The following is a 26,578-nucleotide window of genomic DNA, read 5'->3' as shown; positions in this document are numbered from 1 at the left end:
CGTCAAAGTGACGCCTCCACTCTTCCGAGCTCGGGTTTTCTGTCGGAGACGCAGACTAGGCTGCGGGTGTGCCGAAGAGTGAAGTGACCCCCAGCCGCCCGTGCCTGCTGCTGCTCGACGGGCATTCGCTGGCCTATCGCGCGTTCTACGCGCTCAAAGACGCCAACCTCATGACCACCGACGGTCAGCACACCGAGGCGGTCTACGGGTTCACCTCGATGCTGACCAACGTCCTGCGCGACGAGCGCCCCACGCATGTCGCGGTGGCCTTCGACCGGTCGGAGCCGACGTTCCGCCATGAGGAATACGCCGACTACAAGGCCAACAGGGCCGAGACGCCCGAGGACTTCCGCGGCCAGATGCAGCTCATCTTCGAGCTGCTCGACGTGCTGCGCATCCCGCGCCTGTCCAAGGCCGGCTTCGAGGCCGACGACCTCATCGCCACCCTGGCCACCCGTGCGCGCGAGCAGGGCATGGACGTTCTGATCGTCACCGGTGACCGCGACGCGCTGCAGCTCGTCGACGAGCACGTCACGGTCCTGATGACGCGGCGCGGCATCAGCGACATGACCCGCTTCACCCCCGAGGCGGTCCAGGAGAAATACGGTCTGACCCCGGCGCAGTACCCCGACTTCGCCGCCCTGCGCGGCGACCCCAGCGACAACCTCCTGAGCATCCCCGGCGTGGGGGAGAAGACCGCGGCCAAGTGGGTGCGCGAATACGGCTCGCTCGCCGCGCTCGTCGACCGGGTCGACGAGGTCAAGGGCAAGGTCGGCGACAAGCTGCGCGAACACGTCGCCCAGGTGCTGATGAACCGCCGGCTGACCGAGCTGCTGCGCGACGTCCCGATCGAGGCCGAGCCCGCCGAGCTGAAGCAGGGCGCCTGGGAGCGCGAAGAGATCGACAAGCTGTTCGACACCCTGCAGATCCGCGGCGAGCTGCGCGATCGGGTCTTCAAGGTGCTCGGCACCGGCGAGCAGGAGCCCGAGCAGGGCTTCGAGGTCGAGACCGTGCTGCTCGGCCCCGGCCGGGTGGCCGGCTGGCTCGCGGCGCTGCCCGAGGGCCGGGCCGGGCTCGCGTTCAAGGGCGTCTACGGCAGCGGCACCGGCCGCATCGACGCCATCGCCATCGCCTCGCCCGACGGCACCGCCGCCCACATCGACCCGGTCAAGCTGACCGAGGAGGACGAGGCGGCCCTGCGTGCCTGGCTGGGCGACGACACCAAGCCCAAGGCCGTCCACGACGCCAAGGGGCCCATCCTGGCGCTGTGGGCGCAGGGCATGGAGCTGCGCGGGCTGAGCTGCGACACCGCGCTCGCCGCCTACCTCGCGATGCCGGGCCAGCGCACGTTCGCGCTCGAAGACCTCGCCCGCCGCTACCTCCACCGCGACCTGCGCGCCGAGCACGAGGACAACGGGCAGGCCGCGCTCTTCGGCGACGACGAGGACGCCCCGGCCAAGGACCTCGCGCTGCGCGCCCACGTCGTGCTCGAGCTGGCCGAAGCCCTGGAGAAGTTCCTGGCCGGCCGGGGCGGCACCCAGCTCCTGGCCGACGTCGAGCTGCCGCTGCTGTCGGTGCTCGCCGAGATGGAGCGGACCGGCATCGCGGTCGACCGAGACTACTTCGCCGCCCTCGAGGCCGAGTTCGGCGCCGCGGTCAAGCAGGCGGTGGAGGAGGCGCACCGCTCGGTCGGCGAGCAGTTCAACCTCGGCTCGCCCAAGCAGCTGCAGGAGATCCTCTTCGTCCGGCTCAACCTCCCCAAGACGAAGAAGATCAAGACCGGCTACAGCACCGACGCCGACCAGCTCGCCTGGCTGGCCACCCAGACCGACCACGAGCTGCCCACGATCATGCTGCGCCACCGCGACCAGCAGAAGCTGCGCACCACGGTCGAGGGCCTCATCAAGGAGATCGGCGACGACGGGCGCATCCACACCACGTTCAACCAGATCATCGCCGCCACCGGCCGGCTGTCGTCGGAGAAGCCCAACCTGCAGAACATCCCGATTCGCACCGCCGAGGGCCGCCGCATCCGGCAGGGCTTCGTGGTCGGCGAGGGCTACGAGACGCTGCTGACCGCCGACTACAGCCAGATCGAGCTGCGCATCATGGCCCACCTGTCGGGCGACGAGTCCCTGATCGAGGCGTTCGAGTCGGGCCACGACTTCCACCAGGCCACCGCCGCCCGCGTGTTCGACCTGCCGCCCGAGCAGATCGACGGCGAGCTGCGGGCCCGCATCAAGGCGATGAACTACGGCCTGGCCTACGGCCTGTCCGACTTCGGGCTCGCCGGGCAGCTCAACATCCCGGTGGCCGAGGCGCGGGCGCTGAAGGAGGAGTACTTCGAGGAGTTCGGCGGTGTCCGCGACTTCCTGCAGGCCATCGTCGCCCAGGCGCGCAAGGACGGCTACACCGAGACGATCATGGGCCGCCGCCGCTACCTGCCCGACCTCACCAGCGACAACCGCCAGCGCCGCGAGATGGCCGAGCGGATGGCGCTCAACGCCCCCATCCAGGGCTCGGCGGCCGACATCATCAAGGTCGCCATGCTCAACGTGCACCGGGCGATCGCCGAGGAGGGGCTGGCCTCGCGGATGCTGCTGCAGGTCCACGACGAGCTGGTGTTCGAGGTCGCGCCGGGCGAGCTGGAGCGGCTCACCCAGCTCGTACGCGAGCAGATGAACGCCGCCTACCACCTGCGCGTCCCGCTGGAGGTCTCGGTGGGCGTCGGCCGCACCTGGGAGGACGCCGGACACTGACCGGGCGGGGCCGGGGAGGGCTTGGGGCGGTAGCCGCGAAAGCCGCGCCGTGGGCGGTTCTGCACTAATGTGTGGAGCCGTCATCACCGAACGGCCGGGAGTTTCGTGCGGTTACCAGCGTCACTCACGCGGATCATCGTCGTCGCGAACGTAGCGGTGATCACGGTCGCCGTCATCGGGCTCGTCCTCATGCCAGGCGAGCCGAGACCGCACGCCAGACCCGAGGCCGCCACCACCGTCCAGGGCAGCGCGGAGCCGCCCGCGCCCACCCCGGTCGGAGAGCCGCCGGGGGTGGTGTCCACGCCCGAGTTCGCCCGGCAGGTGCGCGCCAACGAGGCGGGGCTGGTGCCGGTGCTGATGTACCACCGCATCCTCGCCAAGCGGCGCGCCTCGCTCGACCGTACGCCCGCCCAGCTCCGCAAGGAGCTGGAGAAGCTGGCCAAGCGCGGCTACGTGCCCATCACGGCGGCCGAGTTCGTCAAGGGCGACATCAGGGTGCCGGCCGGCAAGTTCCCCGTCGTGCTGACGTTCGACGACGGCCACCCCAGCCACTTCGCGCTGGACGCCAAGGGCCGGCCGCGGCCCGACACCGCCGTGGGCATCATCCAGGAGGTGGCCGCCCGATATCCGGGCTTCCGGCCGGTGGCCACGTTCTGGGTGAGTAAAGAGCCGTTCGGGCTGCGCGAGCACGACGCGCAGGCGGCGGCTGTGCGGTGGCTGGTCGACCACGGCTACGAGGTGGCCAACCACACCTGGAGCCACCCCGACCTGCGCACGCTCAAGAGCGAGAAGGTCAGGGAGCAGATCGCCCGGCTCGAGCGGCTGCTGAAGAAGCTCGGCGCGCCGCCGTCCCAGACCATGGCTTTGCCGTACGGGTCGATGCCCCGGGGGAAGAAGACGGCCAGGAAGGGCTCGTGGAAGGGCACGCGCTACGACTTCGCCGGCGTGTTCCTCGCCGGGGCCGAGCCGTCCGTTTCGCCGTACGCGAAAAAGTTCGACCGCGGGGCGATCCAGCGCATCCAGAGCAACGGCAAGAAGGGGGAGTGCCGCAAGTGGTGCTCCCAATACTGGCTCGAGTGGCTGGACCGCCATCCCCGCAAGCGCTTCGTGAGCGACGGCGACCCGGAAAGAATCTCCATTCCGAAGAAAGCTCGGGGTAATATCGTCGCCAAGCATGGGCTCCAGGTCATCACCTACTGAGACCTCCCCGGATTGACCCCGTGGCGTTGGTCTCATATGCTGATCGCTGCGCTGTGGGCTCGCGCGCGCCTCAGACGGAGCGGGCTCGCGCTCGGTCACGTCGATGTCGTAATTCCTCGGCTTGATGCGGAAGAGGGCCTGCCGCGCATCCGCCACATCGACATCCTGTCCGCGTTCGGAGCAATTCCACACATGACGTCCAGCACTGAGGCCACCTCGAGCACCCCGCAGGTAGCGGTCAACGACATCGGGTCCGAGGAAGCCTTCCTCGCGGCGATCGACGAGACCATCAAGTACTTCAACGACGGCGACATCGTCGAGGGCACCGTCGTCAAGGTCGATCGAGACGAGGTTCTTCTCGATATCGGCTACAAGACCGAGGGTGTCATCCCCTCGCGCGAGCTTTCGATCAAGCACGATGTCGATCCCGCTGACGTCGTGGAGGTCGGCGAACACGTCGAGGCTCTCGTTCTCCAGAAGGAGGACAAGGAGGGCCGCCTGATCCTGTCCAAGAAGCGTGCTCAGTACGAGCGCGCCTGGGGCACGATCGAGAAGATCAAGGACGAGGACGGCATCGTCACCGGCACCGTCATCGAGGTCGTCAAGGGTGGTCTCATCCTCGACATCGGCCTGCGGGGCTTCCTCCCCGCCTCCCTGGTCGAGATGCGCCGTGTTCGCGATCTGCAGCCGTACGTGGGTCGTGAGCTCGAGGCCAAGATCATCGAGCTTGACAAGAACCGCAACAACGTCGTCCTGTCGCGCCGCGCCTGGCTCGAGCAGACGCAGTCCGAGGTTCGCCAGACCTTCCTCAACACCCTGCAGAAGGGTCAGGTCCGCAAGGGCGTCGTCTCCTCGATCGTCAACTTCGGTGCCTTCGTGGACCTCGGCGGCGTCGACGGTCTGGTCCACGTGTCCGAGCTGTCCTGGAAGCACATCGACCACCCGTCCGAGGTCGTCGAGGTCGGCCAGGAGGTCACGGTCGAGGTCCTCGACGTCGACATGGAGCGCGAGCGCGTCTCCCTGTCGCTCAAGGCCACCCAGGAAGACCCCTGGCAGCAGTTCGCCCGCACCCACCAGATCGGCCAGGTCGTGCCGGGCCGCGTCACCAAGCTGGTGCCGTTCGGCGCGTTCGTCCGGGTCGAGGAGGGCATCGAGGGCCTGGTCCACATCTCCGAGCTGGCCGAGCGCCACGTGGAGATCCCGGAGCAGGTCGTCCAGGTCGGCGACGAGATCTTCGTCAAGATCATCGACATCGACCTCGACCGTCGCCGCATCAGCCTCTCGCTGAAGCAGGCGAACGAGGGCGTGGGTGCCGAGGTCGAGTTCGACCCGACGCTCTACGGCATGGCCGCCACCTACGACGAGCACGGCAACTACATCTACCCCGAGGGCTTCGACCCGGAGACCGGGGAGTGGCTCGAGGGCTTCGACAAGCAGCGCGAGGAGTGGGAGCGGCAGTACGCCGAGGCCCAGCAGCGCTACGAGGCCCACAGGCGGCAGATCGAGGAGGCCCGCAAGGCCGAGGCGGAGGCCGGCGAGGCCGCTCCCTCGTCCTACAGCGGCGAGAGCCAGGGCCAGCAGGGCGGCTCGTCCGCTCCGGCCAGCGGCGCGCTCGCCTCTGACGAGGCGCTCGCCGCGCTGCGCGAGAAGCTCGCGGGCGGCCAGAGCTGACGCCCCGCACCGGGCATCGGCCGCCGCCTGAGGCTTAGCCGCCTCGGGTTCGCAGCCGGAAAGAAGTGGCGGAAGGCCCCGCACGGATCACCGTGCGGGGCCTTCCGCATGCCGGGGAGGTTTTCCGCTGCTTTTGTTACGCCGGCGCCGCGCTCCTGGGGCCGCTGCCGTGCTGGATCGGAGGCCGGGTGTTCTCGCGCCGACGACCGCCCCACCAGCCGCGTGCCCTGCACCGCCCCCAGGCCCCGGCGGTCGCAGACGCGGGCTGCTTTTGCCGCCCTGGGGCGTGCTTCTCCTCGCTCACCGGGCGCGTTGGAACCCCGGCGGCGTGTTGCGAGTCGTCAGCCCGCTTGACTCGCACACGACATGAGCGAACTTTTCCGGATTCGTCGGCTGGCGCGCCGAGATTTTACTTGAGGGTCTTTGCAAACCTGTGACCTGTGGTGATGGGCGCTGCCAAACTGGGCGGCGCTTGGTGGCTGCGACTGTCAGGAGCGACGTACGTGGGCATGGTTCAGCCGGTCATCCGGGCGGCGGCGGGTCTCACGGCGGTCATCGCCGTCCTCGCTGCCGCCGTACCGGCCGCGTCGGGCGTGGCGGACCCGGCGGACGCGCCGAGAGGGCGTGACGATGGCGGGCTGTGGGCGGAGCCGCCCGGCGCGGCGAACGGCCGGCTCGGGCGGGTGCGATGGCGGGAGTGCGGCGACGGGCTCAGGTGCGGGAGACTTTCGGTGCCCGTCGACTGGAAGCGGCCCGGCGGGACGCGTACGGAGATCGACCTGGTCTGGCTGCCCGCCCGCGACCCGCGCCGCAGCCTGGGCCCGCTGATCGTGAACACCGGCGAGGGCTCCACCATCCAGGGCGTGCGCGCCCGGCCCGACACGGTGAGCGAGCTTGCCCGGTGGTTCGACGTGGTGCTCTTCGAGCCGCGCGGCATCGGTGACCGGGGGAGCACCGCCATGGTGCGCTGCTCCGTGCCGCCGCCCGACCCCCGGAGGCTCCAGCTGGCCTCCACAGAGGCCGCATGGCGCTCCTACGCCGGTCACAACGCCGCCTATGACAGAAGCTGCCGGATCGCCTCCGGGCCCGCCTACGACGGCCTCACGGCCTGGCAGGTGGCACACGACCTCGACGCCCTGCGGGACGCGCTCGGCGAGCGTCGCCTGCGGTACTTCGGCAACGGGTACGGGGCCGTCTACGGGCAGGCGTACCTGGAGTTGTTCCCCGGCAAGGTCGGGCGGATGTACCTGGAGGGCGTACCCGATCACTCCGAGCCCAGCCTGGGCAGGCGGCTCATCGCCCGCGCCCGTGCGGCCGAGCGGCGGCTGCGTTCCTTCCGCGACTGGTGCGCCGGTCGGCTGGGGTGTCCGCTCGACGGCGATGCGATCGCGGTCTTGGACGACCTCCTCGAACGCGCCCCCTTGCCGGTCCAGCCTGAGCACGGACGCGCCCCGCTGCCTACTGGTCCGGGACGCGACCTCGCCTCTCCGTCCGTCGATCCGGGGCGCACAACACTCGCTCCTTCGTCCGTTGGTCCCGGGCGCCAAACACTCGCTCCTTCGCCCGCTGGGCCTGGACGTGATCCCGCCCCTTCGCCCGCTGAGCCTGGACGCGAACGCCCGTCTCTGTCGGCCGGTTCCGGGCAGGAGCGTGCGTCTCTGTCGGTCGGTTCCGGGCAGGAATCTCTGTCGGTCGGTTCCGGGCAGGAGCGCGCGTCTCTGTCGGTCGGTTCCGGGCAGGAATCTCTGTCGGTCGGTTCCGGGCACGAGCGCGTGCCTCTGCCGGAGGGTTCCGGGCAGGAGCGCGCGCCCGCCGGAACACCGGCGGCACGCGGGCATGTGCGTGCGGGTTCTCTTGGCGAGCCCCGTTCCGCTTCCGGCCCTGATCTCGGCTCCCTGCTCGGCAAGGCTCCGCTGGTCGCGGGCGTCGGGCTAGGCGGGTTGCTGGGCGGTGCGCCTGGCGTAGCCGTTTCTGGGGTCGGCGGGCTGGTCGGCCTCGTTCCTCCAGAGGCGGTGCGCCCCGGTGGCGATGCCCTGCTCGGTGGGAAGTCCTCGACGGCGGGCACTGGTGACGGTGGGCTGCCCGGCGAGGAGCCTTCGGTGCCGGGCGGCGGAGCCGGTGGGCCGGCCGGCAGGGTGCCTGCGGCGGCGGGTTCTGGGGCGGCGGGTCCTGGGGAGGCGGGTCCTGGGGTGGATGTGCTGCTTGGGGAAGCGCCTTCGGCGGCGGCTCGCGGGTTTGAAGGGTTGCTGGGCGCGGCGCCTCTGGTGGCGGGTCCTGAGGTGAGTGGTCTGATCGGTGAGGCGGCTTCGGCTGCGGGTTCTGGGGGCCGGGGGTCGCGTGGCGGTGCCTCTTCGGAGGTGGAGCCTCGGGTCGATGGGCTGCTCGGCGAAGAACCTCTGGTAGGGGGGTCTCGGCTCGGTCGGCTGCTGGGTGCGGCGCCCTTGGTCGATGGCGGCTTGCTGAGTGGGGAGCCGTCGGCCGTCGCTCCTGGGCGTGGTGGCGCGGTGAAGAGATCGCCTTCGGAGCACCGTGCGGCACGCGACGAGGAGCATGAGCGGCTGCCGGGTGGGCGTGATGCGCTGCGTGGGCGGGCGGGGGAGGGCGTCCGGGCCGGGCGGGTGATCGACGAGCGGAGGATCACCGCCGCCGTGCTTGCCGGGCTTGAAGCGCGGCGGTGGCCGGAGCTGGCCAGGGCGCTCGCCGCTGCAGAGGAGGGCGATGTCCGGGCGCTGGCGGCGCTCGCCGCCGTGCGGCGGCCTGACGCGCCTGCCACCGTCTCCCGTGCGATGCACTGCCACGACTTCATGCCCGTCGTGCCCGGTTACCGGAGCTTCCTGCGCATGGAGTCCCGGCTGCGTGAGGTGGCACCTCGGGTGGGGTGGCTGACCGCTCGCTACGAGGTCGGCAAGTGCCTCGGCTTGGACACCCGCCCGAGCTGGCGGCCTCACCCCCTGCGGATCGACCGGTCCCGGCTGACCGGTGCTGAGGAGTCCGCGCCGGCCGGAGGTGGTGACGAGTCCGCGCCGGCCGGAGGTGGCGGGCAGCCCGCGTCAGCCGGAAGCGGCGAGGGCCGGCCCTCTTCGGGAGCGGCCGGAAGCCGGTCGGCGCGGACCGGCGCCACCAGCCCTTCGCCCCACGGCCGCGGCGCATGGGAGCCCGGTGCCACCGTCCCCACGCCCCGAGGCGGTGACGCTTCTGAGCCCAGCGGCCTCGGCGCCTCGCCCCGCTATGGTGCTGGGTCGGAGGTCGGCGCCGTCGGTTCCTCGCCCCGAGGTGGTGCCGGTGATGATGCCGGCTCCGTGGGCCGGAGTGGCGGCGAACCGGAGGCCGGTGGTGGTGACCCCTTGCTCAGAGGTGGTCGCGGGCCGCAGGGCAGTGCCACCGGCTCGGCGGCAACCCCGGACGCGGGTGCCGGCCGCGAAGTGGATGGTGAGGTGGGCCGGACCCGTGGTGGCGAATCGGCGGTCATCGGTGGTGGCGGGTCGGCGGATGGCGATGGCGGTGGGTCGGCGGTCATCGGTGGCGGCGGGTCGGCGGGTGCCGATCGTGGTGCGTCACGAAGCGGTCGTGCTGCGCGACCCGCTGAGAGAGGGTCAGGGGCGGTTGTACTGGTCGGGATCGGGCGGCTCGACGTGGTGAGCCCGCCTGCGGCGGCGGCTCGGCTGGCCAGGCAGATCCCCGGCGCGGTGGTGCTGTGGCACGGGGACGGGCACGACGCGTACCTCCTGCAAGGGGCCGCCAAGCTGCGGGCCGCCTGCCTGCGGGCACGCGTGCACGACTTCCTGGTCAACGGCGTGGTGCCCAAGCCGCGTACGGTGTGCCCCGGCGAGCTCACGGCGGGGGAGGGCCGCTGAGGGTAGGCTGCGACGGGTGGTGATCGAGCAGGCGGTGCCCGACGACGCGGGCGAGGTCCTGACCTTGCAGCGGGCGGCCTACGTCAGCGAGGCCCAGCTGTACGGCGACCCCTACATCCCGCCGCTGGTCGAGTCGCTCGAACAGGTGCGCAAGGTCATCGAGGACGCGGTGGTGCTCAAGGCGGTCGAGGCGGGCCGCATCGTCGGCGCCGTACGCGGCCGCCTGGCCGGCACCACCTGCCTGGTCGGCCGGCTGATCGTGGCCCCCGACCTTCAGGGCAGAGGCATCGGTACGGCCCTGCTGCGCGCCCTGCACGAGCGGGTGCCGCAGGCGCAGGCGTTCGACCTGTTCACCGGTCACCTGTCGGAGGCCAACCTGCGGTTCTACCGGAGGCTGGGCTACCGCGAGACCCACCGCGAGCGCATGGACGACCACCTGACCCTGATCCACCTGCGCATGACGCCGGAGCCGGCGGCCTGAGGCACCGGCGGGGATGGCGGGCGATAGGCTTTCCCGCGTGTTGAAGATCGGGCTCACCGGCGGGATCGGTTCCGGCAAGAGCGAGGTGTCCAAGCGGCTCGCGGCCAAGGGCGCGATGGTGATAGACGCCGACGTGATCGCCCGCGAGGTGGTCGAGCCCGGCACGCCGGGGCTGGCGCGGGTGGTGGAGACGTTCGGCGAGGATGTGCTGCGTCCCGACGGCTCGCTCAACCGGGAGAAGCTCGGCTCGATCGTCTTCAACGACTCGGAGAAGCTGGCGGCGCTCAACGCGATCGTGCATCCGCTGGTGGGGGAGCGGGTGGCGGAGCTGCAGCGTACGGCCCCCGACGACACGATCATGGTGTACGACGTGCCGCTGCTCGTGGAGAACAACCTGGCCTCCATGTACGACGTGGTGATCGTCGTCGACGCCCCCGACGAGCTGCGCATCCGCCGCCTGGCCGCATACCGCGGCATGGCGGAGGCCGACGCCAAGGCCCGCATCGCCGCCCAGGCGAGCCGGGACGAGCGGCTGGCCGCCGCCGACATCGTGATCCCCAACGACGGCTCGCTGGAAGATCTGGACGCCCGTGTGAACGAGGTCTGGGACGAGCTGCTGCGCCGTGCGGCCCACGCCTGAGCCTGCGCGCCTTTCTGCGGTCGCCCTCTGCGCCTGAGCCCTTCAAAAGCCTGAGCCCTTCAAAAGCCTGAGCCCTTTAAAAGCCTGAGCTTTTCAAAGCCTGAGCCCTTTGAAGGCGGTCCTCGACTGAGAACCGTGCATGCCCTGTTCGCAAGGGTCTGTCCCCAAGATGCCTTGACGGCATGACATCCTTCCCTGACGATCAGAAAGATCGACCGGCAAGATCGTGGAAGGATCGCCGATGCCGCGCACGTCGCCGTGGCGGGCCGCTCACGTGGTGCTCGCCGCACTCATCGTCGCCCTGAGCCCGTCGATCCATGCACCCGCCCAGGCGGAAACGGCATCAGCCCAGGCCCAGCCCGCGGCCGCACCGGCCCAGCCTGCGGCGGCACAGGCCCAGACCGCAGCGCCACCGGCCCAGACCATAGCGGCACCGGACCAGGCCGTAGCGCCACGGGACCAGGCCGTAGCGACTTCGGCCCACGCGGCCTCGTACGAGCCGAAGCCCGGCACAGCGCGCGCGGCCGACTCGTTCCGCAACCCGGTCAACCCCTCCGCCGACCCCAGCCTGATCTACCACGACGGCTCCTACTACGTGGCCACGACCAGGGGCGACCGGATCGGCATCTGGCGGTCGCGCAGCCTGGCGACGCTGCTGGCCGAGCCGGAGCAGGTGGTGTGGCGGGACGGCGACGCGAGCCGTGACAAGCAGATGTGGGCGCCGGCCTTCCGGCACGTCGGCTCCCGCTGGTACATCTACTACACGGCGTCGGACGGGGTGGACGCCAACCACCGTATGTACGTCCTGGAGTCGGCGGGCGACGACCCCATGGGCCCGTACGCGTTCAAGGCCAAGATCGCCGACTTCGGCGAGTACGCGATCGACGGCGAGCCGATCACCCACAACGGGCAGATGTACTTCGTCTGGGCGGGCCCCGGCCGCGGCATGGGCGGGCCCGCGCAGCTGTACATCGCCCGCATGAGCAACCCGTGGACGGTCACCGGCGGCCGGGTGGCGATCCCGGCGGACGGCGGCTGCCCCGAGGTGCGCGAGGGACCGACACCGCTCTACCGCAACGGCCGGACGTTCCTCACCTACTCGACGTGCGACACCGGCAAGCCGGACTACCAGCTCTGGATGCTGAGCATCGCCGACGGCGCCGACCCGATGGTGGCGTCGAACTGGCGGCAGCACCCGGGGCCGGTGTTCTCGAGGAACGACGAGACGGGCGTGTGGGGCCCCGGGCACCACTCGTTCTTCCGCTCGCCCGACGGCACCGAGGACTGGATCGCCTACCACGCCAAGAACACCAGCACCTACACCTACGACTTCCGCACCACCAGGGTGCAGCGCTTCACCTGGAACGCCGACGGCACCCCGAACTTCGGCCGCCCGCTCGCGGCCGGCGCCACCCAGCGGCTGCCGTCCGGCGACCCCGGCGCCGCCACCTCGGTGATCAACGACTTCGACCCGCAGGTCACGTACGCGGGCACCTGGCAGTCCGGCTCGGGCTGCGGCAACCAGTGCTTCTGGGGCAACGATCACTGGAGCGGCCAGGCGGGCGCGACGGCGACGGTCACGTTCACCGGCAGCCGGGTTGCGCTGCTGAGCGTGCGCGACCGCGGCAACGGCATCGCCGCCATCTCCATCGACGGCGGCCCCGAGCAGCGGGTCGACTACTACAGCGGGATCCGGGTGGGCGAGCAGCTCAACTACCTGAGCCCGGTGCTGCCGTACGGCACGCACACGCTGCGCGTCCGGGTGACCGGCGAGCGCAACCCGGCCTCGGGCAGCACCGTGATCAGCATGGACCGCATCGAGGTCTACTAGAACGGCTCGTCGAGCGGCACCTGACGCACCTCCGGCAGGTACGCGTCCAGCTCGCCCAGCTCGAACCGCGCCATGCCGACCACGTGCCAGAACTGCCCGCCCGGCTCGCCCTGCACCTTGTAGCGGCCGTCGGGCGCGATGGCCGCCCACCCCTCGGGCAGCCCCAGCAGCGTCGCCAGCCGCCGGTCGCCCTCCCAGAGGATGACCACGCCGTCGTCGCCGGCGCTGGCCAGCAGCTCGGAGTCGGGTGCGGGGCTGAAGGCGACCGACCAGATGCGGCGGTTGTGCCCGGCCAGGATGCGCCGCAGGTCGCCGGTGGCGGCGTCGTAGATACGGATGAGCGCGTCGTCGCCCCCGGTGGCCAGCAGTGAGCCCGTCCCGTTGAACGCCGCGCTCCACAGCCGCCCCTCGTGCCGCAGCGTGTGGACCAGGCGCGGCGCCAGGCCGGGCGGCAGCTCCCACACCATGGCCCGGCCGTCGTTGCCGGCGCTGACGAGGTGGCGCCCGTCGGGGGAGTAGGAGACGGAGTAGACCCGGTCGGTGTGCCCTTCCAGGACGGCGACCCGGCGTCCTGTGCGGATGTGCCAGACGCGGACGAGCGTGTCGTCGCAGCCGGTGGCCACGTAGGCGCCGTCGGGGCTGAACGCGATCGAGCGCACCCTGCCGCGATGCTCGGCCAGGTTGCCGGAGAGCCGCCCGGTCGGCCGGTACCACAGGCGTACCGTGTCGTCGTCGTTGGCCGTGGCGAGCAGGTCGCCGTCGGGGCTGAACGCCTCGGCCCACACGTGCTCGGTCTCGGCGTTGAGCTCGCGCTCGTAGTCGCCGGTCGCGGCGTTCCAGAAGTGCACGCCGCCGTCGTTGCTGGCGGTGGCGAGCACCGGGCCCGCGGGGGAGAAGGACGCCGAGATCAGCCGGTCGGAGCTGCCGGTGAACTCGCGCAGCCGGCGGCCGGTACGCGGCTCCCACAGCCGCACGATGCCGTCGTTGCCGCTGGTGGCCAGCATCGAGCCGTCGGCGCTGAAGGCGACGGAGGAGATGCGGCGGCCGTGGCCGCGCAGCACCCGCTGGCACTGGCCGGTCTGCGGGTCCCACAGGCGTACGGTGCCGTCGTTGCTGCTGGTGGCGAGCTGCTGCCCGTCGGGGCTGAACACGAACGGCCACACCGAGCTGCGGTGCCCGGTCAGCTCGACCTTGCCGGAGTCGCCGACGCGCTGCAGGCGCACCACGCCGTTGGCGTCGCCGCTGGCCAGGATCTGCCCGCCGGGGCTGAAGGCGACCTGGTAGACGCTGGTGGCGTGGGTGGTGTGCACGCCGCGCGTCTCGCCTGACGAGGTCCACAGGCGCACCGACCCGGCCGTGTCGCCGCTGGCCAGCAGCGTGCCGTCGGGCGAGAACGCCAGCGAGTAGACGCTGCCGAAGTGGCCGGTCAGCTCGTGCAGGCGGGTCCAGGTGGCGGTGTCCCACAGGCGTACGGTGCCCGCCTCGTCGCCGGTGGCGAGCAGCTTGCCGTCGGGGCTGTGCACGGCGCGGTAGACGCTGCCGCGGTGCTCGCCCAGCGTCTCCTTCATCTGCCCGGATCCGATGTCCCACACGCGCACGACGCCCGCGGCGTCGCCGGTCACCAGGGCCGAGCGGCCGAACGACGCGGTGTAGATCGGCGCCTGGTGCCCGGCCAGCTCGTGCAGCAGCCGGCCGGTGGCGCTCTCCCACACCCGGACGATGCCGTCGCCGCCGCCCGCCGCCACCAGGTCGCCCGAAGGGCTGAGCCGCAGCGGCCAGACGCCGCCCGGGTGGCCGTCCAGGCGGCGTACCGGCTCGCCGGTCAGCGCGTCCCACAGCAGCACCACGCCGTCGCTCGCGCCGGTCGCCATCAAGTCGCCGGCGAACGTCACGGCGTAGACGCGGCCCCGGTGACCCTGGAGCGTGCGCACGGGCGCGCCGCCGACGCACAGCAGCACGCCGCCGTCCTCGTTGCCGACCGCGATGGTCGCGCCGTCGGGGCTGTAGGCGATCGGCTCGGGCAGGCGGCTGTTCTGGAAGTGGTAGCCGTACGGGACGCCGATGCCGGCCGGGGCGAACTCCACCTCGACCGGCTGCCCCGGCACCACGGCGGCGCCGGGCAGGCGCGGCAGCGTGCCGGTCACGTCGATGAGCGTGGCGCGGTGCCAGCGGGCGCCCTCGACGGCCGCGTCGCTCAGGTCGACGCGCGCCAGCCGGGCCCCCGACAGGTCGGCGCCGCGCAGGTCGGCCCCGGTGAGCTGGGCGCCGTCGAGCCTGGCCCCGGTCAGGCGGGCCTCGCGCAGCACGGCCCTGGACAGGTTCGTGCCGACGAGCGTCGCCTCGGACAGGTCGGCGCCGGTCAGATCGACCTCGCGCAGGTCACGGGCCGACAGGTCCTCGCCCTTGAGGTTGGCGCCGCGCAGGTCCGTACGGGCGGGCGTGCGCAGCCTGGCGGCGATCTTGACGGCGTTGGCGCGGGAGACGTCGTCCTGCGGCGGGTCGTTCACCCAGGCGCGCAGCGCCCGCACGTCGGCCAGGTCGCACAGGAACTCCACGGTCAGCGCCGACAGCGGCCGGCGCGACAGCAGCTCGGGGCCGTCCATGGTGGCGGCGATGTGGCGGGCGATCAGCCACTCCATCACCGAGGTGTGGATGAACCCGAACATGCCCTCCTCGGTGCGCACCAGCAGGCTGCCCGAACCCATGCGGAACGCCGCGTGCGCGGCCGTGAGCTGCCCGTCGGCCAGGTCGGTCAGCGTCTCGCCGATCTCGGTCAGCTCGTCCATGCCGAGCAGCGACTCGCCCGACTCCCACAGCCGCACCGCCAGCGCCGTCACCGCCTGCCACAGCTCGTCCACGCTGAGCCCGCCGGTGGAGCCGGGAACCTTGGCCCGCCGCTCCTCGAAGGTCAGCCAGGAGGTGAGGATCTCCTCGTACAGCAGGGCCGGGCTGATCGTGTGGCGGGCCTGGGCGACCGTACGGAGGCGGTCGGCGTCGAGGTCGGCGATGAAACTCAGCATGCGCGGGTTCTGGGCCAGCGCGAGCAGGTCCTCCATCTCCCGCATCAGCGCCATGCGGGCGCCCGCCTCGGCGTCGTCGCCGAACCTGTTGGCCAGGTAGGAGCTGATCTGGTCGGGCGCGAAGTTCTCGACGCCGAGCACCCGCCGCTGCGGCAGCACGCCCACCATCTCGCCCAGCGAGGTCAGCACCTGGCTGTGCGACTTGAAGTGCTGCGTACGGCTGGCCACCACGATCTTCGCCTTGTCCTCGGCCGCGGCGAGCAGCGTCGCCAGGTGGTCGGCCGCGCGGTCGTAGGTGAGCCGGGTCACCAGCTCGTCGAACCCGTCGAACAGCAGCACGATGCGGCCCTGCCTGAGCAGGTAGCGGAACGCCTTGAGGTCGATGACCTCCTCGCCGTGGCTCGCCAGGTGGGCCGCCACCAGCGCGTCCACCGAGTGCGCCTTGTCGAGCGCGCGCAGCTCGATGAGGATCGGCGTCAGGTGGGGCAGCTCGGTGGGGATGCGGCGGGCCAGCTCGCGCAGCGCGAACGTCTTGCCGTGGCCGAAGTCGCCGAGCAGCAGCACGAAACGGCCGTGGTCGGCCGACAGCAGCCGCATCAGCTCGTCGGTCAGCCCGGCCTTGACCTGGCTGCCGGGGCGGTCGAGCTCGCGGTAGCGCTGGGGGACGTACAGGCTGGGCGGGTAGCGGCGGTCGGAGGTGAGCCGCGCGGTCTGCTCGGCGACGTAGCCGCTCAGGTCGAGCAGGCCCTGGAACTCGGTGAAGCTGCGCAGCCGCACGCCCTTGCGCATGAGGTCGTCGCGGACCGCGCGCGGCGCGGGCGGTCCCTGATAGACCAGCTCGGCCGACAGCCCGGCGGCGTGGGCGGTGCGCACGAACGCGGCGGCGCTCTCCGCGGTGACCTCGCCGACGTACGCGCCGATCATGGTCTGCCGGACGAACCCGTCCTCGGGGTGCGTGACCACGAGGTGGGTGTCGAACCTGCGGATCCTGGCCCGCTCGTGCCGCGCCTCGCACACCTCGGCGATGCGGTCGAGCAGCAGCTCGACGGGGCTGGGCGCGCGCCGCTCCGGCTCGGGCGCGGGCGGCGGCGCAGGCGGGGTCTGCCCGGTGAACGTGGTCTGCGCGGACCGCCACCTGGCGCGCACCCGCTCGGGCCGGCCCGCGTCGGGCAGCCATGTGCGCAGGCCGTCGGGGCCGATCTCGATCACCTGGTGCCGCCCGGCGCGCGGCGCGGCGATATGGCCCTCGCCCGCCGGGCCCGTGCCGCCGTGGAAGAGCAGGTTGAGGCGGTGGCCGAGGAGCCGCTCGTAGGTGGCGGCGTCGCGCAGCTCGGCCGGCGGGTGGCCCATCGCGCCCAGGCGCAGCCACGCTCGCTCCTCGTAGGGGCGCAGCCGTTCGGCGAACCAGGCCGCCTGCGCCTCCCCGATCATCGCGTACGCGTCGCGCTCCAGGTGGCTCATCGCCATCGTGGAGTTGAGCCCGGCCACGACCACCTGCAGGTCGGGCACCTCGAACATGGTCCACGGCTGCCCGCCGTCGAACACCCGGTCGTCCAGCCCCTGGTAGACCTCCCCGAACAGGGAGGCGAAGTGCCGCCACTTGGGCCAGTAGGGCGGCTGCGGCGCGACGTCGTCGGCCTCGCAGGTCAGGAAGTAGGCGCTGGCGGCGGCCTTGGTGACGTCGCGCGGGCCGGGCAGCAGGATGAGCCGGTGCGGCTCCAGGCCGAGCAGCAGCCGCAGGTCGGTGACGAACCGGGTGGCCTGCCCGAACTGGCCGAGCGTGCCCGACTCGGTGAGGTCGCCCGCGATGACCATGAGGTCGGGGCGCGGCATGCCGCGGTCGTACATGGCGGTCAGGTCGGCCCAGATGCGGGCCTGCATGTCCTCGGGCGTGAACGGGTCGCCCGGGTCGGGCAGCGCCCGGCCGAAGCGGGGCCCGCCGATGTGCAGCACGCTGATCGTCTCGCGCCCGCGCCCGGTGGCCGCGGCGGGCGGGAACGTCGGCGCGGTCACCGGCCTGCGCCTGGCCCTGGCCGGCTCGGCGGACTCGGGCAGGGCGGGCAGGGCCGGCGGCGGGGCGGGCACGGACGCCGGCACCGAGGAGCCGTCCGGGAACGCGGGCGGGACCTCGGGCTTGGCCCGGCCCGCCAGCGCCTCCCTGACCCGGCCGAGCAGCAGCGCCCTGGCCTGGCCCGGGTCGGTGACGCCCAGCAGGTCCACCCAGGTGATGGTGGACAGCAGCCCTTCGAGCGGCACGTCCTCCAGGCGGATGGTGACGAGCTTGTTGGACGGGTTGTCGGGGTCGGCGCGCAGCGCGGCCTGCCACTCCATGCGGCCGTAGCGCGAGCCGAGGTAGTTGCGCGAGAGCACGGCCACGACGAGCTTCGCCTCGCTGACGCCGCGGTCCATGAAGTCGATGAAGTTGGTGCCGGGCACGAAGTCCCACGCCTGGATCATGGTCTTGTAGCCCGCCGCCTCGAGCTCCCACGCGATCCAGGTCGCCCAGGCCGTGTCGGCCGGGGAGTAGCTGACGAAGATGTCGATCGGCCTGCCGTCACGTGCCATCTGCTCAGTATCTCCTGTGGGATCGGCGTTTTGCAGCGTGTGTGCGATCATCGTCAGGTGTTGCGGCGTCTTGGCGTACTCGACTGGATCAGGATCGGGCTGCTGATTCTGGGGCTGGTCTTCGTGGCGACCGGGTTGCTGCCGTGGGAGGCGGCCGTCGAGAGCCTGAGCGAGATCGGGCCGCTGCTGGTCTTCCTGGTGGCGATCATCGTGGTGGCCGAGCTGACCAAGGAGGCGCAGGTCTTCGACGCGATCGCGGCGAGGATGGCGGTGCTCGGCCGCGGCAACTATGCCGCGCTCTTCCTCCTCTGCACGGCCTTCGCGTCCCTCGTCACGATCTTCCTGAACCTGGACACGACGGCCGTCCTGCTCACCCCCGTGATGCTGGCCCTGGCGCCCCGCGCGCGCATCGCCGCGCTGCCTTTAGCCATGACAACGATCTGGCTGGCCAACACCGCGAGCCTGCTGCTGCCGGTCTCCAACCTGACGAACCTCCTCGGCATGACCAAGATCGGTCTTACCACGCAGGAGTTCGCCGCCCGCATGTGGGCGCCCCAGCTCGCCGCGATCGCGGTGACGATGGCGTTCCTGTGGGTGTTCTTCTGGCGCAGGGGCGAGCGGCGCGATCTGCGCTACGTCCCACCGGTGCTGGAGCCGGTGGCCGACCGGGTGCTGTTCGCGACGGCGGCGGCCGGCTGCCTGCTGTTCATCGTGCTGCTGCTGCTCGGCGCGCACGTCGCGGTGGCGGCCGTGGCGGCGGCGGTCATCGTCGTGGCCGCGTTCCTGGTGCGCGCCCGCGAGCGGCTGAGGTGGAGCCTGATCCCGTGGCAGCTCATCATCTTCGTGACCGGGCTGTTCCTGGTGGTGCCCACGCTCAGCGGCAACGGCCTGTCGGCACTGATGACCTGGCTGATCGGCACCGACGACGATCCGCTGCGCATCGCCGCCGTGGGGGCCGGGCTGGCCAACCTGATCAACAATCTGCCGGCGTACAAGGCGGTCGAGATCGTCATCCCGGCCGTCCAGCAGGACCACCTGCTGGCGCTGCTGGCCGGCACCAACGTCGGCCCGGTCATCACGCCGTGGGCGTCGCTCGCCACGCTGCTGTGGTTCGAGTCGTGCCGCCGCCACGACGTGACCGTGCCGATGCCGCGCTTCCTGCTCACCGGCGCCGGCCTCGCCGTCGTGGGCACGGCGGCGACGGTGTGGGCGCTGGTCGCGTTCGGCTGATCGTTCAGGCCGTCACTGGAGCAGCGCGAGCAGGCCGGGCAGGGCGCGCGGATGCGCGGCCACGTAGCTGCGCTCATCGGCCGCGCCCTGGATGCGCTCGTCGTACGGGCCGCCGTCCAGCGCCCTGATCTCGATGCCCGCCTCCTGCGCGAGCAGCGCGCCCGCCGGCAGGTCCACCACCCCGGTGCGGTAGCCCACGATGCCGTCGATGTCGCCGCGGGCCAGCATCGCCCACGACAGCAGCGGCGTCCACAGCTGCAGCACCCGGCGGGCGTGGAGGTCGAGCGCCGACTTCAGCCTGAGCACGGTCGCGTCGTCCCTGGCGATGCCGTAGCCCTGGATCCAGGCCAGCAGCGGCCCGTGCGGGCTCGGCGCGTACGGCGCGGACAGCCGCCGGCCTGACGACGCCAGCGCGCCCCTGCCTTTGATGGCCGACCACGTCTGCGCCGAGACCGGGTCGTGCACCACGCCGAGCTGCGGCCGGCCGGCCCGGCACAGCGCCACCCCCACCACGTACGCGGGCAGCCCGATGGCGATGTTGTTGGTGCCGTCGAGCGGATCGACCAGCCACGTCCACTCGCAGCCCGCCGCGCCGTTCAGCCCCGACTCCTCGGCGATCACCGCGTGCGACGGGAACGCCGTCAGGATCCGCTCAAGCAGCAGCTTCTCCGACGCGAGGTCGAGGTCGGTCACCACGTCTCCGGCGTCGCCCTTGGCGTGCACCCGCAGGCTGCGCCGCGTGCCCTCCCGGATCAGCGCCCCCGCGGCCTCGGCGGCTTCGACGGCGACCGTGCGAGCGTGGTCCAGGTCCATCGGCGTTGCCCTCTCAGGTCAGATGCGCGGTGATCAGGCGGACGGCCAGCGCCGTCTCCTCGGCGTCCAGCGGCTGCCTCGCCACGTGGTGGGCGCCGCCGTCAAGCGGGCCCAGCGACAGGTCGCGGGCGCCCGGCCTGCCACGGCCGAGCGCGATGGTGGCCGCCTCACCATCTTCGGGCACGACGCTGCTGTGGAAGCGGTCGGCGGCCAGCGTGTACGTGTCGCCGGGGCCGAAGACCTCCACCAGCCCCGTCGCATGGCGCACGGTGCGCCCGGTGGGAGAGATGCGGTCGCCGTCGGCGCCGCTGACCACCTCGTAGACGCGGTGGGTGGCGTCGGCTCCCGCGTCGGTGACGACCACGTGCACGTTGCGCACCTGGCCGTAGAGCACGTGACTGACCAGGTCCCAGCTGTGGCAGTGGATCTGCGAGGTGGTCACCTCGGCGTGGGCGAGCGAACCGGACCACACGTGCAGGCACACGCCGTCGCCGCCGTCGCGCTCGATCGGCAGGCAGACGAACCCGAGCGGATGACGCACCGCGGTCAGGCCCGGCCGCGACAGCTCCTCCAAGGCCCACGCCCTGGCGCGCCCCTCGTCGACCAGCCGCCGCACCCCTTCGATGCTCATCCGTACGGGTCCACGGCACGCAGCGCCTTACGCGCGATGTCGACGACGTCGCGCCCGTTGTAGGACTTGGGCAAGGGCAGCCCCACGCGCTCGAACAGCTCCTGCACCTCCTCGATCGTGGGCTCGTCGCTCAGCGGCACCTTCCGGTACATCTCCAGCGGCACCCGCCGCGCCTGCTCGAAGCTGAGCCGCAGCTCGGTGTCGCAGTTCTCGTAGTAGAAGGTGTCCCTGAGCGCCGTCATGGCCTTGTTGGGGTCTTCGACCGTCATGATGACGCGGCTCGACGACAGGTCCCAGCGGAAAGTGGTCATCGTGGACGACAGGGCCACCCCGATGTCGAGCAGGCCGTAACGCTGGCGGTGCCAGAAGGCGGCCAGCACGGTCGCGTACGACTCCTTCCTGACCCGGTCGGTCGTCCACGTCTCGCCGGTGCCGTCGGGGGCGTCGGACAGCGAGCGGCGGTAGTGGGCGTACGTCTCACACACCTCCAGGTCGGAGGGGTCGATGACCTCGATGCGCACGGTGAGGTGGCGCTTGTCCTTGCGGGCGGCGGCCACGCACTGCGGCAGCGTGACGGCCCGCAGGTAGGTGCCGGTGCCGCCCTTGAAGATCCACCGGGTGGTGTCGCGCCTGGCCTCGGCGTGGCACTGCGCGATCTCCTGCCTGCTGCCCAGCACGCGGACGAGCTGCAGCGCGTCGAGGGCGTGCCGGGTGCTGTGGGCCAGCGTCTCGATCTCCTCCAGGCGGGCCAGCCTGATCGGCAGCTCGGCCAGCGCGCCCGAGGTGATCGTCTTCTCCACGGGGGCCTGGCGGGCGCGGTCGCGCAGCAGCGCGGTGGCCACCAGCGCCATGATCACCAGGGCCGACGCGTTCACGAGCTGCGTCTGGATCTCGTTGCCGTCTTCGCCGAAGAGCTCCGGCGGCAGGATGCCGAGCACGCCCACCACGAAGGCAAGCCCGAGCGCGATGGCGCCGTCGGCGTTGCGCGCCCCCCACAGGGCGGTCCTGCGCATCGCCGCCTTGAACCGTCCCATGCGCCCCGCCCCGCCGTCTCATGATCAGTCAGTGCCTGTCGTCATGGTAACGATCGCACCATGGCACTGCCAGCTCGCGCAAAGGCGCGAAACCCCTACTGCGCCGGGGATTCCGCGCCGGGGTTCTGGCCTCGGGCCGGGGCTTCGCGCCGGGGATAATCGCTCGCCTCGCCCGCGGGGCGGCGCTGAGGATCGCGCCATGATCACCGATCCCGTCCTCATGGCCTACTACGAGCGCGGCGGCGAGCGTACCCGGCTGCGCGAGGGACGCGGCCGGCTGGAGTACGGGCGCACGCGCGACGTCCTGCACCGCACCCTGCCCCCGGCCCCGGCCCGCGTGCTCGACGTGGGCGGCGGCACCGGCGTGCACGCCGAGTGGCCGGCCGAAGAGGGCTACGAGGTCGAGGTGATCGACCCGGTGCCGCTGCACGTGGCCGAGGCGCGCGAGCTGCCCGGCGTGACGGCGCGCCTCGGCGACGCCCGCGACCTGCCGGTCCCCGACGGCGAGGCCGACGCGGTGCTGCTGCTCGGCCCGCTCTACCACCTGCCCGAGCGCGACGACCGGCTGCGCGAGGCCCGCCGCGCCGCCAAGCCGGGCGGGGTGATCGCCGCCGCCTTCATCAGCCGGTACGCCGCACTCCACGACACCGTGCACCTCGGCATCTACCCGCAGGGCGCGTGGCGCTTCGCCGTGCACACCTCGCTCGAGACCGGCCTCCTGATCACCGGGGAGGGCGCGGGGAGCGGGTTCCGCGCCTACCTGCACGACCCCGACGACATCCCCGGCGAGTTCGCCGACGCCGGGCTGCCCGAGCCGCGGCGTTACGGCCTGGAGGGCGCCTTCTGGCTCTACGGCGACGTCAACGACTGGCTGGACGACGAAGGGCGGCGCGAGCTGCTGCTCGACGCCGCCCGTCGGGTGGAGTCCGTGCCGTCGCTGCTGGGGGTCAGCGGCCACCTGCTCGCGGTGGCACGGCTCTAGGACGCGCTAGAACCAGCCCCTGCGCCGGGCCATCGCCTCCAGCCCGCGCTGCAACGCCGCGTCCGCCGCCTGCGGCGGGTCGTCATAGCGCACGGTGAAGCGGTTGTACGCATCGTGGCCGGAGGTCAGGAAGCCGCCCTTCTTGTCGGCCTCCAGGATGACGTCCATCTGGTGCGGCCCGGCGATGAACGTCAGCTCCAGCTCGTTGAAGCGGCGCCGCCACTCGCCTCCCGCGTAGTACTCGATCTCCTGGAAGAACGGCATCGTCGAGCCGTACAGCGTGCCGCGCTCCAGGTCGGCGCCCTTGAACCGGAAGCCCATCCGGTCCAGCGCCGCGAGCACGTGGTTCTGGGCCGGCAGCGGGCTGACGTACAGCGGGTCGAGGTCGCCCTTGTCGAGCGCGCCCGCCAGCGCCAGCTCCGTGTGCACGCCCAGCTTCATGCCGTGCAGCGGATGCCCGCCCACCGCGCTGATCGGGGTCTCCCACGGGATCGGGACCTCGAACGGGTGCTGGTGCTGCGCGCCCGCCGCGAGCTGGAACGTCCCGGCGACCTGCGTGCGCTGGAAGCTGTAGCTCGTCTTGTACTCGCTGTCGCCCGACTCGACCTCGACCACGGCCGTGAGGTCGATGTAGATGCCCTCGACCTTGTAGTCGGACTTGCCGCCACGGAAGTGGACGACGCCGCGCAGCAGCTCGCCCGGCCGTACGTCCCTGCCGGTCAGCACCGTGTCGACCTCGACGCCCGCGCCGAAAGCGGCCATCAGTTTGCGGAACACCATGGAGGTTCTCCTAAGCGGAAGCGGAAGGTGTGTGGCCGTTCACGTTTGCCGACCCGGCTCCCGAGATGCGGGGGAGGAGCTGGGCGAGCAGGAGGGTGCTGAGCGCGGAGTCCGACTGGCCCTGCTGGGTGCGCACGACCAGCGGCTGCGGCGCGTTCTCCGCGAGCTTGGCGCCCACGTCGAGGCGCCTGCGGGCCAGCTCGTACTGCAGCACGGCCCGGTTGTCCCGGTACGACTCGGCCAGCCGCCGCAGCGCCTTGGCCTCGTTCTCGGCGGCGGTCAGCTCGGCCCTGCCGCGCGCCTCGATCTCCCACGTCACCCGCTGCGCCTCGGTCTCCTGCTCCTCCAGCATGCGCGCCACGTCCTTGCGCGCGGTGTTGTAGGCGGCCTTGACCTCGACCACGCGGGCGTCACGCGTCTTCTTCGAGCGCTCGATCTCCATCAGCAGCGTGTCGATGCGGCGCTTGCGGGTCAGCTCCCACTCGCGCTCGTAGGCCGACATCTCCTTGGCGACCTTCTCGCGGGTGGCCAGGTGCTGCTGGTACTGGTCGGGAAGCTGCACGTCGGGGATGTTGGCGCCGGTGATGCGCACGCCATAGCGGCCGAGCTGGCGGTTGAGCGCGTCCTGCATGTCGCCGACGTCGGAGCCGCGCAGGTCGTACGCCCGCTCGGTGTGGACCTTGCGGCTGCGCTGCCTGATGGCGTCCTGCACGGCGCTGGAGAGCACCAGGTCGAAGTTGCTCGCCCCGATGGTGCGGACGAACGCGACCGGGTCCACGATCCGGAACTTCAGGAAGAACTCGATCGACTTCAGCGGCACGTTCTCGGCCGTGGGGCAGGCCACGATCGGCGCCGAGTACGGGATCTCCGTCGAGGTGTCCACCACCGCGTCCACCCGGTCCCACGTCAGCCACAGGTAGTGGCGGCCCGGCGGGAGGGTGCCGGTGATGGCGCCCCAGCGGCTGCGCACGCCGGTCGTGCCCTCCTCGATCTCGATGATCGCCTTGCGCCACACCGTGAGCAGCGCGAGCAGCAGGAACACCAGCGCGGCGAGCGCCGCGATGAGCGTCAGGTCGGTGAGCACGGCCATGCCGGCGAAGTAGATCGCCAGGAACACCAGCGTCATCCACGCGAAGCCGCGCCGGTCCTTGGGGATGACGACCGGCACGAGCTGGCCCTGCTCGCCGCCGCGCAGGAGCTGGCGGATCTCACTCCAGGAGGCCAGCGACTCCTTGATCTTCGAGAATTCCCTGCTCATCAGATGGCACTCCCAGGCTCTCCGTGGTGCGGGCCGTTCGGCAGCAGCCGCTCCACCGTGCGTTCGAGGTCGGCGTCGGACACCTGCGCCTGCGGCGGCGTGTGCGGTGGCGGCTCCTCCACGTCGGCCGCGGCCTTCTGCAGCAGACCGGCGATCTCGGCCTCACGGGCGCGGACGCGCGCCGCGATCTCGTCGAGCCTGCCGCGGATGGCGGCCATGTCCTCCTCGGAGAACAGCGCCGCGTCCTTGCCGCCCACGAGCTGCTGGGCCAGGGCCAGGAAGTCGATCTCGGTCTCGTCGCCCACCTGCACCACCTGGGGCAGCCTGGCGGCGACGGACTCCAGCTTGTTCAACAGGTCCTGCTGGAAGCGGTAGTCGAGGATCTCGGGCGCCTCGGCGGCCGACAGCGCCCTGATGTCCAGCGCCTGCGCCTCCAGGAGCGCGGCGTTGGCGTTCGCCTTGGACTCCGCCTCGATGAGGCGCTGCCTGGCCTGCGCGGTCGCCTGGTGGGTGGCGCGTTCGAGCGCGGTGTCCATACGGGCCTGGTAGCTCGCGATCTCCGCCTGGATGGCGCTCAGCGTCTCCTGCAGCCCGGCCAGCTCCTTGACCAGGTCACCCTCGTTCTGCTCCTTGCGCAGCTGGAGCTCGTACTCGTAGGTGTAGGCCTCCTTGGCGACGCGCACCATCTCGGGCGCGGCCAGGTCCATGCGGTACTCCTGGCTGGACGGCTCGGCGTGCGTGATGTTGACGTCGGTGAGCCGTACGGCGGGCAGGAACTGCTGGTTGAGGCTCTCCAGCATGCCGACCGTGCTCTCGCCGACGAGGTCGTAGATCTCCTCGGCCCGCTGGGCGTAGATCAGGGAGCGGGTGACCTCGCTGATGGCGTTCTGCAGCTTGGACTGAAAGCCGCTGACCGAGCCGAGCACGAAGATGAACTCGGCCGGGTTCTCGATCCTGAACTGCAGGAACAGGTCCACGCTCGCCTTGACGCCCTGCTGCGTGGGCGCCTCGCTGATCGGGGCGTTGAACGGGTACTCGCGCGTGGTGTTGACGATGTAGCTGACCCGCTTCCACGGGTTGAACAGCGTCACCCGCCCGGGGTCGGCGATGTGCACGAGCTTGCCGAACTGCGTGATGAGCGCCTTGCAGCCCTCGGGCACCATCACCACGCTGCGCCGCCACCACAGGAACGCGGCGGCGAGCACCAGCACGATCCAGTAGTGGAGGCCGAAGAGCACCTCGGCGTTGGGGATGATGTTGCCGAGCGCGCCGATGAGGCCGAGCACCACCAGGACGCTCAGCGGCACGACCACCTTGGCGGTGCTGCCCTTGGGGATCACCACCGGGGAGATGACGTGCATCCCGTTCTCGGTCCAGCTGCGGTTGACGATCTCGCCGGCCTCGTTCAGCGAGGCGGTCCTCGCCTCGATCGAGGTCCCCAGCGACTGACCGCCGTCGCGGGCCGCGGCGAAGTCGTGCGGATTCAGCGCGAAGCCCTGGCCGGGCTGACCGCCTTGGTTCGGCATCGCTCCGGCCTGACCGGCCATCTGTCCCACGGCCTGTCCGACGGCCTGGCGGACGTCACCCCCTTGGGCCACCGCCTGGGCTACGCCCCGTCCTGCCTGGATCAGTGCCTCTCTGGGTCGTGACATCGAACCTTCCTTTTCCGCTACAGGCGGATTCGACCGTATCGGGTATGGCTTACGGTTCGCTTGCAATGTGATGCCATATGGGTATTGCTGGCTGTAGCGGAGGGGCGACCGACGGCGATCATGGACACCGATCGCGGCGCCGCATCCCCTGCCCGTCAAGGGATCGCGGCGCGCCAT

The 26,578-nt window shown here is 71.5% G+C and carries 17 protein-coding genes; 9 read left to right on the top strand and 8 right to left on the bottom strand.

The window, feature by feature from the left end:
- Positions 1 to 68 precede the first annotated feature (68 nt).
- From polA to rpsA, 3 genes are all read left to right on the top strand, one after another.
- Positions 69 to 2,759: a DNA polymerase I gene (gene polA, locus AB0K67_RS07765; RefSeq protein ID WP_364054593.1), complete on the top strand. Its 2,691-nt coding sequence runs from the start codon at positions 69 to 71 to the stop codon at positions 2,757 to 2,759.
- 105 nt (positions 2,760 to 2,864) lie between these two features.
- Entirely contained in the window at positions 2,865 to 3,959 is a 1,095-nt protein-coding gene (locus AB0K67_RS07760; RefSeq protein ID WP_364054590.1) for a polysaccharide deacetylase family protein, read from the top strand.
- A gap of 192 nt (positions 3,960 to 4,151) precedes the next feature.
- A complete protein-coding gene (gene rpsA / locus AB0K67_RS07755; protein WP_364054587.1) occupies positions 4,152 to 5,630 on the top strand; it encodes a 30S ribosomal protein S1 in 1,479 nt (492 codons plus the stop codon).
- Positions 5,631 to 6,144: 514 nt separating this feature from the next.
- On the opposite strand, the gene AB0K67_RS07750 is transcribed toward rpsA, so the two are convergent.
- Positions 6,145 to 6,591 (bottom strand): hypothetical protein, encoded by a 447-nt coding sequence (locus AB0K67_RS07750; protein ID WP_364057593.1) that lies wholly within the window; start codon positions 6,589 to 6,591, stop codon positions 6,145 to 6,147.
- Between AB0K67_RS07750 and AB0K67_RS07745 the strand changes: the two genes are divergently transcribed.
- From AB0K67_RS07745 to AB0K67_RS07730, 4 genes are all read left to right on the top strand, one after another.
- A complete protein-coding gene (locus AB0K67_RS07745; RefSeq protein ID WP_364057485.1) occupies positions 6,590 to 9,484 on the top strand; it encodes an alpha/beta hydrolase in 2,895 nt (964 codons plus the stop codon). The genes AB0K67_RS07750 and AB0K67_RS07745 overlap by 2 nt on opposite strands.
- Before the next feature lie 19 nt (positions 9,485 to 9,503).
- Positions 9,504 to 9,965: a GNAT family N-acetyltransferase gene (locus AB0K67_RS07740; RefSeq protein WP_364057482.1), complete on the top strand. Its 462-nt coding sequence runs from the start codon at positions 9,504 to 9,506 to the stop codon at positions 9,963 to 9,965.
- Between the two features lie 37 nt (positions 9,966 to 10,002).
- Positions 10,003 to 10,605, top strand: a complete 603-nt coding sequence (coaE, locus tag AB0K67_RS07735) for a dephospho-CoA kinase (RefSeq protein WP_364054584.1) — start codon at positions 10,003 to 10,005, stop codon at positions 10,603 to 10,605.
- Between the two features lie 241 nt (positions 10,606 to 10,846).
- Positions 10,847 to 12,436, top strand: a complete 1,590-nt coding sequence (locus tag AB0K67_RS07730) for a glycoside hydrolase family 43 protein (protein WP_364054581.1) — start codon at positions 10,847 to 10,849, stop codon at positions 12,434 to 12,436.
- Here AB0K67_RS07730 and AB0K67_RS07725 read toward each other — a convergent pair.
- Positions 12,433 to 18,021, bottom strand: a complete 5,589-nt coding sequence (locus tag AB0K67_RS07725; RefSeq protein WP_364054578.1) for a TIR domain-containing protein — start codon at positions 18,019 to 18,021, stop codon at positions 12,433 to 12,435. The two genes, AB0K67_RS07730 and AB0K67_RS07725, sit on opposite strands and share 4 nt — an antisense overlap.
- Positions 18,022 to 18,078: 57 nt before the next feature.
- Between AB0K67_RS07725 and AB0K67_RS07720 the strand changes: the two genes are divergently transcribed.
- Entirely contained in the window at positions 18,079 to 19,251 is a 1,173-nt protein-coding gene (locus tag AB0K67_RS07720; RefSeq protein ID WP_364054575.1) for an SLC13 family permease, read from the top strand.
- Positions 19,252 to 19,263: 12 nt separating this feature from the next.
- Here the strand turns inward: AB0K67_RS07720 and AB0K67_RS07715 are convergent, their stop codons facing one another.
- The 3 genes from AB0K67_RS07715 to AB0K67_RS07705 are packed head-to-tail and all read right to left on the bottom strand — an operon-like array spanning position 19,264 to position 21,729.
- The gene (locus AB0K67_RS07715) at positions 19,264 to 20,064 is read right to left on the bottom strand and encodes an inositol monophosphatase family protein (protein WP_364054572.1); all 801 of its coding nucleotides are present in this window, start codon (positions 20,062 to 20,064) and stop codon (positions 19,264 to 19,266) included.
- Between the two features lie 13 nt (positions 20,065 to 20,077).
- Positions 20,078 to 20,695: a hypothetical protein gene (locus AB0K67_RS07710; protein WP_364054569.1), complete on the bottom strand. Its 618-nt coding sequence runs from the start codon at positions 20,693 to 20,695 to the stop codon at positions 20,078 to 20,080.
- Entirely contained in the window at positions 20,692 to 21,729 is a 1,038-nt protein-coding gene (locus AB0K67_RS07705; RefSeq protein WP_364054566.1) for a hypothetical protein, read from the bottom strand. The genes AB0K67_RS07710 and AB0K67_RS07705 overlap by 4 nt, the downstream gene beginning before the upstream one ends.
- Positions 21,730 to 21,928: 199 nt before the next feature.
- Here AB0K67_RS07705 and AB0K67_RS07700 point away from each other — a divergent pair, with 199 nt between their 5' ends.
- The gene (locus tag AB0K67_RS07700; RefSeq protein ID WP_364054563.1) at positions 21,929 to 22,711 is read left to right on the top strand and encodes a methyltransferase domain-containing protein; all 783 of its coding nucleotides are present in this window, start codon (positions 21,929 to 21,931) and stop codon (positions 22,709 to 22,711) included.
- A 6-nt stretch (positions 22,712 to 22,717) separates the two neighbouring features.
- Here AB0K67_RS07700 and AB0K67_RS07695 read toward each other — a convergent pair whose 3' ends face one another.
- From AB0K67_RS07695 to AB0K67_RS07685, 3 genes are read right to left on the bottom strand one after another with little or no spacing between them, the layout of a single operon-like run.
- Positions 22,718 to 23,491 carry a sporulation protein gene (locus tag AB0K67_RS07695; protein ID WP_364054560.1) on the bottom strand — a complete coding sequence of 258 codons (774 nt, stop codon included), beginning with the start codon at positions 23,489 to 23,491 and terminating at the stop codon, positions 22,718 to 22,720.
- Between the two features lie 10 nt (positions 23,492 to 23,501).
- Entirely contained in the window at positions 23,502 to 24,749 is a 1,248-nt protein-coding gene (locus AB0K67_RS07690; protein ID WP_364054557.1) for an SPFH domain-containing protein, read from the bottom strand.
- The gene (locus AB0K67_RS07685; RefSeq protein ID WP_364054555.1) at positions 24,749 to 26,401 is read right to left on the bottom strand and encodes an SPFH domain-containing protein; all 1,653 of its coding nucleotides are present in this window, start codon (positions 26,399 to 26,401) and stop codon (positions 24,749 to 24,751) included. Before AB0K67_RS07685 ends, AB0K67_RS07690 begins: the two co-directional genes overlap by 1 nt.
- Positions 26,402 to 26,578 lie beyond the last annotated feature (177 nt).

The sequence above is a fragment of the Nonomuraea sp. NPDC052634 genome (genome assembly GCF_040678535.1).
GTDB lineage: Bacteria > Actinomycetota > Actinomycetes > Streptosporangiales > Streptosporangiaceae > Nonomuraea > Nonomuraea fastidiosa.
Note: the sequence above shows the minus strand (reverse complement) of the source record. Positions and strands in the feature narration are given on the sequence as shown.